Source organism: Trichocoleus sp. FACHB-46, assembly GCF_014695385.1.
Classification (GTDB): domain Bacteria; phylum Cyanobacteriota; class Cyanobacteriia; order FACHB-46; family FACHB-46; genus Trichocoleus.
Map to the genome: position 1 here is coordinate 1 of NZ_JACJOD010000004.1, position 12,387 is coordinate 12,387.

General features: G+C 46.2%; 7 protein-coding genes and 1 pseudogene. 2 read left to right on the forward strand and 6 right to left on the reverse strand.

Annotated elements, in window-relative coordinates; translation table 11 throughout:
- The 3 genes and pseudogenes from H6F72_RS00145 to H6F72_RS00155 all read right to left on the reverse strand — a co-directional run.
- Window positions 1-112, reverse strand: a pseudogene (locus tag H6F72_RS00145) (IS701 family transposase); the annotation flags it as partial.
- Between the two features lie 217 nt (window positions 113-329).
- On the reverse strand, window positions 330-1,313 hold the full coding sequence (locus H6F72_RS00150) for a hypothetical protein (RefSeq protein ID WP_190431011.1): 984 nt from the start codon (window positions 1,311-1,313) through the stop codon (window positions 330-332).
- A gap of 239 nt (window positions 1,314-1,552) precedes the next feature.
- The gene (locus H6F72_RS00155; protein ID WP_190431012.1) at window positions 1,553-5,773 is read right to left on the reverse strand and encodes a toll/interleukin-1 receptor domain-containing protein; all 4,221 of its coding nucleotides are present in this window, start codon (window positions 5,771-5,773) and stop codon (window positions 1,553-1,555) included.
- A 243-nt stretch (window positions 5,774-6,016) separates the two neighbouring features.
- Between H6F72_RS00155 and H6F72_RS00160 the strand changes: the two genes are divergently transcribed.
- Window positions 6,017-6,757 (forward strand): hypothetical protein, encoded by a 741-nt coding sequence (locus H6F72_RS00160; RefSeq protein WP_190431013.1) that lies wholly within the window; start codon window positions 6,017-6,019, stop codon window positions 6,755-6,757.
- 40 nt (window positions 6,758-6,797) lie between these two features.
- Window positions 6,798-7,925 carry a patatin-like phospholipase family protein gene (locus H6F72_RS00165; protein WP_190431014.1) on the forward strand — a complete coding sequence of 376 codons (1,128 nt, stop codon included), beginning with the start codon at window positions 6,798-6,800 and terminating at the stop codon, window positions 7,923-7,925.
- Between the two features lie 218 nt (window positions 7,926-8,143).
- Here H6F72_RS00165 and H6F72_RS00170 read toward each other — a convergent pair whose 3' ends face one another.
- The 3 genes from H6F72_RS00170 to H6F72_RS29940 all read right to left on the reverse strand — a co-directional run.
- Complete coding sequence (locus H6F72_RS00170) at window positions 8,144-9,130, reverse strand: hypothetical protein (RefSeq protein WP_190431015.1); 987 nt, start codon at window positions 9,128-9,130, stop codon at window positions 8,144-8,146.
- Window positions 9,131-9,346: 216 nt separating this feature from the next.
- Window positions 9,347-11,287, reverse strand: coding sequence for a protelomerase family protein (locus H6F72_RS00175; RefSeq protein WP_190431016.1), 1,941 nt, complete (start codon window positions 11,285-11,287; stop codon window positions 9,347-9,349).
- An 898-nt stretch (window positions 11,288-12,185) separates the two neighbouring features.
- On the reverse strand, window positions 12,186-12,387 hold a 202-nt coding region (locus H6F72_RS29940), incomplete at its 5' end, for a hypothetical protein (RefSeq protein ID WP_206755411.1).

The window sequence follows — 12,387 nt, forward strand, 5'->3', positions numbered from 1 at the left end:
CTTGAGATAAGTCGTTGGTGGCGACAAACTCCGTCCTGTTGGTAGAAACAGTGACTCGGAACAGTTTCACCTTCTTGTCTTTAGGAAAGCCCCGCATCTTGATGAGCTTGCCTAGCCATACCGGTAAGAACCAACTGCCAAAACACACCGCTCTTATAGTACCCAGCATGCTCTCTGACACAACGCACTTACTACAGCCAATGAATCACTACATACACGAGAAAACGAAGTAGATTGCTGTAGCTTCAGGTAAAGTGTCTTTATTTGCTAATTTAACTGAAGGCAAGGTCATAGAGTTGACTGATAAAAGCGTGCTCAAATCAATTGATTTACGCATTTGTCCCTGCTCTTAAAAGATTCTCAGATGTGGATTTGCCACAGGTATCACAAACGTAATATTTACTACCTCTAGAAGTTTTAACTCTACTCAAAATCCCGCCTTTGCACTTCAGACAGCCAACCACCACATAGTCACTGGCTGGCAGAGTCGCTGCAACGGCAGAATCAGGGTTTGCTGCATTACTTGCTGCCTTGGCTGCACCACTTACAGCCAATATCCCATCTGCTTTTCTACGTACTTCCAAGTAGGTTTCCAAGTCAAACTCAGCACTATCAAAACTGGGTAGCAAAAATAGTTTGGGAGAAATCGAATCAGCCACTAAGGCAATCCGTAACCGCTTGGCTTCATCCCCAATGGGGGCATTTTCTTTCTCAATCACTTCTCGAATTGCATCCACATTCGCTAGCAGCGATTTCAAGCGATCGCTACTGTAATAGTCAGAACCATACTCTTCTGCCCAGGCTCTAATCTTTGCTGCCTCCAGGATGATTTCAGTTGATTTTTTGCGGTCGTCGTTAGTCCAGCCTTTGAGGACTCTGGTGTTTACGGACTGTCCAGCAAAGATCCAGCCAATGTTAGCGTGCTCCCCGTCGTTGAAGATGGAGCGCATTTTGCTTGCAGATCCTTCTGCCGAAAAGTCCAGTGTGTTGTCGGCTTCGTCAATTACCCAAAGCTGAAAGAAGTGATCGACAAACTCACCTTTAGTAGGGTCACGGCGCATCTGGTAGTCCTGATAAATCTGGGCGATCGCCTTTTTACACTGCTCATCATTGCGGGCAAACAAGAAGGGTTCTAATGGGTAGCGCCCTTTGTCCTTCTGAGAAAAACCAGCATTGGGATAAGACACTCCAACTAGCAGCTTGGGCATTTTCATGCCATTGGGCACGTTGCCTTTCCGTCCCCCAATCTTGAGGAAATGGGCCACCATAACCGCCATTAAGGGAGTTTTACCTCTCCCCTTATCTGCAACCACGATCGCTAAGAAAGGTTGAACCTCAATCAGCCAGTTTCTAAGGAATCGCTATGTTTTAGTTATGCCCTTCATCTCCCATCGGCCCAGTAGGGGGATTTGTCCAACTGCATCCTAGTAGACACTCGAAGCCGTTACCCGCTAGGACAAACTTTCGAAGCTATGTGGGGTAGGGCAGGGGAAGGTGGCATCTGATCTAGAAACCAAGAGAAGTGATCGCTTCTCTTGCGTTTTGCCCGATATCACTTCTTGCCAATGCCCTCACAGAGGGTGCGATCGCTATCTTCTTCAGGTTTATTTTTGAGATAATGATCGATCCAACTACACGCTTTTCCTAGAAGGTTCTCTAGAACTTGTTGTGGGTCTGCTTGCAAGCTATCAGGAGGTAAGCTCCACAAAACTGCCGAATTTTGCTCTCTTGCCACCAGCAAATGTTGACCATCCGGGCTAAAGTTCATTCTGTAAATTTCGTGGTTTTGATTGATTGCTTTCAGTAATTGACCCTTGAAATTCCAAAACCGGATCATGTTGTCATTACTCGCTGTTGCGATCGTTTGCCGATCTGGGCTAAAACTGACCTGAAAAACTCGGTCACGATGGTCGGATAGAGTTTGGAGTTCTTGCCCCTTCAGATTCCAGAGCTTCGCTGTTCGATCGTCACTCGCCGTTGCTACTGTTTGACCGTCATGGCTAAACTGCACATCTTGCACTCGATCGTTATGTTTTAGCGTTACGATTTCCCGTCCCTGCAATGTCCAGAGCTTAGCCGTTCCATCTGCGCTCGCTGTTGCAATCATAGTGCCATCAGGACTGAAACTAACTTTGTGAAGAATGGCGTGATGCTTATCGAGTTTACGAAGTGCTTGACCATCTTGAGTCCAAAGATAAACCTTATTATGAGTCGCCGTTGTCAGAATAGGATACTTAGGATTAAAAGTTGGAGACCGTTGATCGCCAGGCAGTGTCTTGATAGTTATTCCAGCAAGACTCCAAATTTGAACGGTTGAGTAATCTCCGCTCTGCATAGCTATAGCAATTCTTTGACCATTCTGACTAAAACTCAGCGAACTCAACTTGACCTGGTAAGGAAGTTTGCGTCTGAAAATTGGCTTGCCATCTAAAGTCCAAAGTATGAATTCTTCATCTCTATTAACTGTTGCAACACTTGTGCTACCTGGATGAAAACCAATTGCTGGGAGCGGAAGATTAGGTCCTTTCAGGATTTTGGTTAGTTGTCCCTTCCGATGCCAGAGTCTGGCAGTACCGTCACCGCTTCTGGTAGCGATCGTCTGTCCATTCGGACTAAAAACTGCACCGTAAACTTGTTTTGTATGCCCAACCAGGAACTTCGAGTACGGGTTTTCAAGATTCCAAATTTTGACCACTGATTTACCACTCAAGGTCATGATTAGTGATGCATGGGGAATAAAAATCGCTTTGTAAACTGGATCATCATGTCGGAACGTTTGGAGCTTTTCCCCATTGAGCCTCCATAGAGTGACTGTACGATCGTTACTGGCTGAAAGAAAAGTTTGACTGTTAGGGCTGAACTGAATGCTGTTGACTCTACTTTGTGGCAGCGTTTGTGGTTTTTGCTGCTGACGGCTCCATAACAAAATTCCCTTCTCAAAGGTGAGTGCCAGTTTTTGACCATCAGGACTAAAAGTAAAGCCCGTAATGTCCTCAACCCTTTCGATTCGTGTTGAGCCTGTTTTGTTACCAGTCAGTCTCCGAAGGATGATCTCTTGCTGAGTAACGGTTGCGATCGTCTGGCTATCGGGACTAAACGTAGCTACCCTAACTCCAGCTTGCTTAATGGTTCTGATGCTTTTGCCTTGACTCGTCCACAGTTGAATCTGCCCATTTTGAGTCAGGGTTACTAACCATTGGCTGTTAGGGCTAAAACTAGCTCCTATCACATCACTGGTAAACGGCAAAGTTTTCAAGGGTTTGCCCTGACGATCCCAAAGCTTAACAGTTCTGTCTTGGCTATAAGTTGCAATGATTTGCCCATCGGGGCTGAAACTGTACTCCAAAATCTCATCGTCATGCTTAAGGGTATTGAAGGATTCACCCTGATGGTTCCAGAGTTTAACTGTTTGATCCCTACTGTAAGTTGCAATGGTTTGCCCATCGGGGCTAAAACTGACCTTAAGAACGTCGTCGTCGTGCTGTAATGTCTTCAGAAAGCGCCCTGTCTGGCTCCAAAGTCTAGCAGTGCCATCGGTGCTGGCTGTTGCAATCATCTTTCCATCTGGGCTGGCACTAATTGCCTCAATATCTTTTGTATGCCCTTCAAGGCGATTGTATTCTTTCACGCGATAGAGCGCTTCCCGCAACGCCTGAATCATCTGGCCACGGTCTGCGGCTTCGGGTTCTAAATTCCGCTGTCGTAAAGGTTGGTTTGCTCGAATCGCTTGAATTAATGCATCGAATTCTCGATCGGTTCCAGAATCCGTCAATGACAAAGACTCTCGAGCCAAGGTTGTGGCTTGCTCCTTCAGTGCATCCTCTGCTAAGGTCTTTTGCTGAATTGCTAACACTACACCAACTACCGCACCAACCAAAGCAGTACTCACCAAAGCAAGTAGCAACCTAAGAATTAAAACCCGTCGTTCTTCCGTTTTGATTTCATCACGAATGGCATTGCGGCTAGATTGAATAAATGCCTTTTGCAGCTCAGTTGGAGGTGGCTGTTTTTGATTACTCTCAGCCTCTCTTAACCACTGTTCTGCGATCGCGAATTCGCTTCCCCGCAACAGCAAGTCAGCACTTTTATCTTTCTCGTGCCATGCGATCGCCCGCTGCGACCATTTAGTATGATTGTGTAAGTGTTCCCTGTCCGTCTCCAGGGTTCTCACCAATTGTCTAAAACTGGCTTGAAAATCCCCTGAATTCTGGCGAAAATCAATCCACTGCACCTTCGCTAACTCCGGATGTAGATTATCTGGATTCACCTCTCGATGCAGCACCGTGACAAACCGCTTATTCATTTTCGCTGCGTAGTCCACCTCATCCTCGCAATACTGGGACTCCACCGAGCGGGGCGAGAGGATAAATAAGAAGTTGTCACAAGCTTGGATCCCCTGCTTAATCTCCTGCTGAAAGTCTGCTCCCGATGCAATACTTTCCTGGTCCAACCAAGTCATTTTTCCCTGAAGTTGCAGTTCATCATTCAGCTTGCGGGCAAAGTCCGCATCCGCACGAGAATAGGAAATAAACACATCCAACGACTCAACGGGCGGTTGTCGCAAACTTTCAGCAATCAATTCTTCCATTAATGCTGTCGGTGGGTGAAGCATTCTCTTAGTTGCCACCTTCAGCCAAGTTTCAGCACTCCGCAAGTTATACCCTCGCAACAGAATGCTTGGATTCTCGTGCTGCCACTTCCACTTCAACGCTTTGGTCAGCAGAACTTTATGCTCGTTATAGTAAGCTTCATCCTGATGCAGAATCCGCAGCAGTTGGCTCTCATCCAGATGATAATCTGCTTCTTGTACATTGTCCGCTAGGTCAATATAGTGCAAGCCCCGCAGCATCTCGGGTATTTGTTCCGGTGGTGTTGCTCTCACTAATACAGGGATTATCCGCTTATTGAGTGATAAAGCATACTCTAATTCTTGCCGAGCAAACTCCGACGTTACCGATTCAGGCGAGAGCAGATACACCACATTATCCGCCTGTTCAACCCCCCGACAAATCGCCTCTTCAAATACTTCTCCAGTTCGAATATCCGTCCTATTCGTCCAAACCGTGATGCTTGCTCGCCTCAAACTGTTACAAATCTTCTCCATCGTCGCCCTATCTGCATCGGCATAGGAGATAAACACCTGCGTCATCAAGTTATTGGTATTCTTAATACTTTCGGTAATATATTCGCAGTGCAAATCAGTGGGGATACAAGGTGGTTGCTCGTCTTTAAACCGTATCTTGAGCCAAGATTGAGCCTGCTGTTTTTCTTCTCCAATTAACAGGCAACTCGTTTGTTTCTGATTACGCTCCCACTCCAAAGCCTTGGCTAACAATTGAGTATGCTGTTGAACATAATCCTCATGTCTTTGGATGACCTTAATCAAATTGGCAAACGACTTCTCAAAATCGTCGATCCCCTCCTGGAACTCCAGTCGCTGAATTTTGCGGATAATCGGATGTGTTTGCTCCTTCAACTCGTCGGCTTTGACATGCAGTAACGGGATGATGCGTTTATGGCACTGAACCGCCAGTTCGATTTCTTTGCGGCAGTAGGAGGATTTAACCGAGTGCGGCGTAATGATAAACAGAAAGTTATGTGCCTTCTCGATTCCATCATCAATTTGAAGTTGATAGTCTACGCTATGAGGAATATCTCGTTTATCAAACCAAACTTTAAGACCTCGTTCAGTTAATTGTTGGTACAGCTTCTCGGCAAAGTCCTTGCTATCTGCTCGTCCATAGGAAATGAAGGCATCGAAAAACTTTATCATTTTAGGCACCCACACAAAGTAATAGATCGAGAACTTCGACAGGCGTTGAGACGATGAGATTATCTGTGTTTCGAAGAGGGAACCAAAAGGGCAATGGCCGGAAAGTGCACGGTTGAACACTATGCACTTTGCCTAGAAATATATCAAATGAATTAAGGGAGTGGATAAGCTGGGTTCAGTATAACTACTACTTAGGTGACATACCTTTCAAGGATATAATCCCGTGAGCTGCAATACATTCAAATGGAAAAACCCTTTAAGATCGCCATATCAAATGGATTAATGGCACCCGCCATTCAAGTTCAGTCTCTAGAGGACTTGCCCGCTGCTATGCGTGAACTTGCTCTTCACAGTCCGTGTCCCATCCTAGTAATTGTGGGTGGTGCAAGTAGGATGAGCGAGGCTGATCTAGCCCGTCTAAGAGCGTTATTTGTAAAGGTACTGGCTCCGCTGGCTGAAGAACTGGGTGCGTCTGTAGTGGATGGCGGAACGGATGCTGGCGTCATGCAGATGATGGGTCAAGCTCGTGCTGAGACAGCCGCTACGTTTCCCTTGATTGGTGTAACTCCAGTTGGAAAGGTGGCTCTTCCCGATCGAATTTCCGCCTCTAAAGTTACAGCATTGGAGCCGAACCACACTCACTTTGTCCTAGTGCCCGGTTCTAACTGGGGTGATGAATCGCCCTGGTTGGCTCATATTGCAAGTGTGCTGGCAAATGGAGCGCCGTCGGTCACAGTGCTAGTTAACGGCGGAGAGATTGCCTGGAAGGATGTGTCAGAGAACTTAAAAGCTAATCGACCATTGCTTGCTATTGCTGGTAGTGGTCGATTAGCTGATACACTAGCAGGCGAGCTGCGTGGGGAAGCAACTGATGAGCGAGCGAGGGAGTTGGTTGCTTCTGGGCTGGTGCGAGCGATTGACTTAACGGAAAGTTTTGATAGCCTGACTCGATCTCTCAACGAAATGTTTTTTGTTCGAGGGTGAATGCCTGAGGAAGTTATCCAGAAACCGAAAGGAGTTTGACATGTCTATCTATGACAAAGCAAACAAAAAGGCTGGACCGTATAAACTCCTGGCTCTCGACGGTGGTGGCATCCGTGGGCTAATTACGCTTGCGGTATTGGCTGAAATTGAAGCTAGCTTGCGAGAAGCCTTAGGTCGCGACGAGAGTTTTGTCTTAGCTGATTATTTTGATTACATTGCAGGTACAAGTACGGGTGCGATCATCGCAACTGCCCTTTCCTTGGGTATGTCTGTAGCAGATATTCAGAAATTTTATAGGGAAACTGGTGAGAAGATGTTTGCCAAGGCGTTCATCCTCAGACGCCTCCGCTACAGGTACGAAGATGAAAATCTCTCAAGTGAGCTTAAGAATGTATTTGGAGAGGATACCACCTTCGGTAGTGAACGTCTGAAAACTCTTCTGATGCTGGTAATGCGTAACGCCACCACAGACTCCCCCTGGCCACTCTCGAATAACCCGCACGCCAAATACAACGACCCTAAAAGACCAAGCTCCAACTTGCAACTTCCCCTTTGGCAGCTTGTCCGAGCCAGTACTGCCGCTCCAGTTTTTTTTCCACCTGAAGTCATTCAGTTAGCTGGCAAAGAGTTTATTTTCGTCGATGGCGGTGTGACTCCCTATAACAACCCAGCATTCCAACTCTTCCTGATGGCCACTCTCGAACCCTATCAACTGATGTGGCCCTCCGGGGAGAACAAGATGCTGTTGGTGTCGGTCGGTACTGGCATCACCCCTAACGTTAATCCAGAACTTAAAGCCTCTAGTATGCATCTAGCCTATAATGCAGAGACTATCCCGCTCGCACTTATGCTTGCTACCCAGTACGAACAAGACTTTCTGTGTCGCATTTTCGGCAAGTGTTTGTTAGGCGATGCTCTTGACCGGGAGGTAGGTGACCTGCTGGAGACAAAGGGACCTATGGAATCAAAGCTTTTTACATACATGCGCTACAATACCGAACTGACTCGTGAGGGCTTGGATAAGTTAGGTGGATTGGACGATATTAGACCTGAGCATGTCCAGTCGATGGATTCAGTGGAGCATATGGCTGAGCTGGAGCGCATAGGACAAGCGATCGCTAAAAAAGTAAAACGGGAGCACTTCATTAGTTTTTTGCACTCACCCTGATGCTTGACGAGATGCTGCCATTCTTCGATCGCTTTACGCCAAATGGCTATAGAACGGGAACCCTGACTACAGGACTAGACTGACCATCGCTTTGGGTCAGGTTTGAGGATCAATTATATAAATTAAGCAATGAACTATCCCGTCCGCTTGCAGACGGGATAGTTCAATTTATCCAGAATTGTCAGAATTACATTAATTATCTAGAACACTGATCTCAGCTATTTGTCTTTGATAAATTTGTAAAAATAGATGTCAAACTGCATACATTGTTGACTTGGTATTCTGCGTACCCGGTTCAACATAGGAGCGCACCAGGCACCATTTGGGGTTTGCATTAGTCTCCATACGGGTCTTGGAAACTGCCATCTTACTCCAGCCAAAATTTGACTACATAACCCTTCGACCCACTGTGACTGGGAGTGAGGGTATGCTTCTCGCCATAGAGTTATTAAATCGTTGAGCTTCGAGCCTCTTTCAAAGCTTGGAACATTAAAGAGTTGCTCACAATACTTATCAGATTCACTAATTAGGCAATTGTTCTGAATAATCTCATTCACATCCTGAATCGTTTGCTCTTCCCATGCTTGGCAAACTTGTTTTGCCTGTTGTAAGGTAATCTCAAGCTGTAAAAATGGATAAGCGGGCCATTCTTCAGAAAGCTCCTCTCTTTCAGGAGGTAGTACCTGCTGCATATCTTGAAAGAAACGAGCGGCAGCGGCAATGACTTCCTGACCATTTGGGTGAAAATCAGTAACACAATCTGAGCGGTCAGGAAAAAAATCAGAACTAGTTAAGAATTCATTGGTAAATCTTTGAATATCTACTAAACTACGAACGTTAATATTCACTTGGTCGTGGAACAAATTATGGGAGCTACCTGAGCATTGAAATAGAATAATTTTCGTGTCCGGACTCTTTGGATGCGTAGCTACCCCACACTCCCACATACAGTAGCTCCAATCTTGGTCTAGATGGGTATACAATAAAATCAATACATCTGTTTCCCATAAAGCTTTTTTTAACTGCTGATTTAAGTTGCTACCAGATTTAGGTCCATCAGCCCAAGGAGAAGATGATTGGAAGACATTGATCCGACCTCCACTTCGGTCGCTGATGAATAATCTGATTACATCTGCAATCTTGCTGTCTACGTGCTTATGACTAATGAAAAGAGTAGGTTTAGAGTTAGAGGAATTGCTGTTCATATATTTTTGCAGTTCTAATGTGCAATCTTAAGTATTAAAAGTTGACTATATAAACAGTTAAAGATTTGTTAGAATTCAGACATTTTGTAACAGAGCGATTCAATCCATCCTTTAGTTCATGCTAGAGACTGTAATGAAGCTTTGCTAGTACCTTTGAGGTACTCTTTAGAAAGTCTTTGTAAAAAAGAATCAAGCAGTTCTTGATTTCTATCTCCGTCAGTTCTGAGTTAATCGCCGCAGCATCAGTCGAATCTTCACCACGTCGCCAATTTTACGTTTTCTTTTGTGGCGGTGGTTGTGGCCTGGGAGAAGTTGGTGGAGTTGATGATGGGCATCAATCTCGTCTTTGCGTTCCTGCATAATGCGTTCAATCACTCTTTGATTGGTGCTGAAGTTCTTCAATCCGTTAATGGTGATCGCCCACTTGAGGTCATGAAGCTGGTTGGGGAGGTTGTTGTGCTGGATGATGGCATCGATCGCCTGATGAACGATCGCATCAGCTTCGCCAGTTTTGTATTTGCGAGGTTTGCTTTCTTCAGTGTTTGTCTTCTCTGCCGTATCTATCGCTTGGTCAGCGATCGCGGGTTGCGTTGTTGGATCTGACCCTGGTACTGGTGCTGGGAGTGTAGTTGTCCCTGGTGGAGCGATCGCGTTTTGCTCCGTTGCCTGTTGAATCTGTGGTGTTTGAGCCTGGAGTTGAAACTGAACGAACTGAGCCATGACATCAAGCAGCTTGTCGAGTTTAGATTCCAATCCATTTGCTGTTGGCTGCTCCAGAGACAAATTGTTTATGAATTCAGTAGATTGGATTGGTTGACTAACTTCACTTTCCTCTAAAGGCTCTAGTGCAGTCTCATTGGTTTCAGGTCTAGAAGCGATCGCGAGAGTTGCCTCAACTTCATCGGGAGTAGTGATCTCTTCCGTTTCTACGAGAGCGATCGCCTCGACGGGTTCCACCTCCATTGCTTCACCAACTGTCGTCTCTTCTAATTCAGCCATCGTAGCTTTCGCGGCCAACTGCTGTAGAGACCAAGCCACCCAAGCAGACATCTTGTCGGGTTGAAGTTTGCCGTCAAAGTGTTCGAGAATGTGAGCGATCGCCGCTTGGTCGTCTTTCCAGATTCTCAGGCTCGTGCGCTGTGATCGCCGCCGTTCCCCAATTTGAGTGCCATCTGTCCGATCCTGAAACGGAGCAATGGGCTGAATACCGCCCAAGCCCAGCTTAATGCCCTTACGTTTGCCTGCATACTGAGCAATCACAGAGTCTGCAATCTCAAAATCGGCATAATGACGAGAAGCGGCGAGCGATCGCCTCAGTTCTGGATTGTGCTCATCAAGCACAGCATAGTGACCTTGAATCGCGGCTCTAAACTCCACTGGGTCTACGCGAGGCGGACAGTACCAAAAGATGGCGATCGTGGCGTAGACCGCACGAAACAAGTGAGTGTAGAGGTTGCCTCCAGCTCTAGGAGGCACCAGGTCCGAGAAGTGGCGATCGCAAGCCGCCGCCACAGCAGGACCAAAGCGAGCATTCACCTCTTTGGCTGGTAGCTCCTGCGTCTCCGGCAACTCCCGTCTAATCTTGGCTAACGCCTTACAGACCTTCTCCGAAGTCGTCAACGTGGGAATCTCAAAACTGAGCGTTTGCGTTTCTCCCCCACGTTTAAGCGCCCCAGTAAAGACCACACTCCAGCGCGTCTTGGGTTCAAACTTAGCCGTGGAGAGCAGCTCACTGGAACGTCTGCCCGTTAGTACCGCCAAAGCCGCAGCCACCTCTGCCCACTCCGGCGACTCCAGCAAGCGAACAGCGGTTGCCACAATACCATCAGGATTGTGCAACGGCTTCACATCTTCATTGCGCTCTGAGACCGATCGCTGCTTCTCATCATTGAGCTGAGTGTATTCCTCAGCCGAGAACTTGATATAGTCGAGCGAGAAATGGTCTTCTCCCAAGTGGTCTTTAATAGCTCTACGAGTTTGGTCCATCAAACTCTGCTGTTGGTTGAGGGCTTCAGCTCCGCGATCGGACCACTCTTGCCGCATGCGAGCAGCGAGTTGTTGAGCCTTAGCCCTGCCCCGAGGAGAATCAGATAGCTGAGCGATCGCCGGGAGATAGTCATTGTCGATCAAATTAGAGAGCCAAGCACGTTTACCCATATCCGTTCTCCAGATTGCATTGCTTATCAGTTGAATGGGATAGAAAAGGAGATAAACATAGTCTCCCAAAGAGCGGTCAGAAGTGATGTCAGAAGACTCGTCCACCAGGACCACAAAGAACCAAGAACCTAAAGAGAGAAGCTTGCCCTACTAAAGCTGCGATCGCCTGCTCAAGGGCTAACTGTGGGCTAGTAGGGAGTTAGAGGAACATAAGACCAGCGATCGCCAGCTTAGTAGTTGATGACTGCTTAGTGGAAAAGGAGAAGAGATTAAAGTTTACGATTGTCCGCTTAGTTGTGTGTAGCTGCCCAGGAAAAAGAGAGAAGATTGTAGAGTTTGCGATCGCCTGCTTAAGGGTTAAGTGCTGGTTTCTAGGTTGGTTTCCAGAACAATAGAAGAGGCTGAGATTAGCGATCGCCAGCTCAACCAAAGAAACCAATAAAGATACAAAAGGAGAGAAACTCACAGCAGATTTAGAGAGCGTGGGCCTTGATAGCATGGAATTGCCTCTCATCGGTAGAGTATCCAATTCAATTAGTTGAAGCAGCTATCTTTTTGGATTACATATTCATTCTACTTCAATCCAAATTCAAAATCAATATGCAATCCATACTTTATGCAATTCAAACCAATAACCTAGGCGATTGGATGGGCGATCGGACTAAATAAGTTAATTGCTACAAACCTAACCCCAGAAACAATTTAGCTAACCTTATCAACGCAAATTCATAGATAACTCAATTGATTTAGATTGCTTATGCCCATATCTTTTAGAACGAATTGGATAAACTAATCCATAAAAAATCCAAATGAATATGAGTAATTAGATTGGATATTTTCATAATTTGATATGGATATCTAATGAATCGGATTGGAGTGAAAAGGCGATCGGCCTATGCTAACCAACAACTAAAAAGGCTATAACCCATATACAGAGGCAGTTACAAGGTTGCCACAAAGGTGCGATCGCCCACACCCCCAAGAAGTAATGCAATCCAATACATAACATATTTAAATGGATTGGATAATATTTGAATTGCTTATAGGAAGCGATCGCTAGTAGGGTGGGAAGCGAAGCAGTTCTGAACTGCTTCGCTTCC

Bases quoted from the DNA above. Each gene is read 5' to 3' on its own strand.
- H6F72_RS00165 (WP_190431014.1), top strand. From the start codon at position 6,798: ATGTCTATCTATGACAAAGCAAACAAAAAGGCTGGACCGTATAAACTC.
- H6F72_RS00170 (WP_190431015.1), bottom strand. From the start codon at position 9,130: ATGAACAGCAATTCCTCTAACTCTAAACCTACTCTTTTCATTAGTCAT.
- H6F72_RS00160 (WP_190431013.1), top strand. From the start codon at position 6,017: ATGGAAAAACCCTTTAAGATCGCCATATCAAATGGATTAATGGCACCC.
- H6F72_RS00155 (WP_190431012.1), bottom strand. From the start codon at position 5,773: ATGATAAAGTTTTTCGATGCCTTCATTTCCTATGGACGAGCAGATAGC.
- H6F72_RS00175 (WP_190431016.1), bottom strand. From the start codon at position 11,287: ATGGGTAAACGTGCTTGGCTCTCTAATTTGATCGACAATGACTATCTC.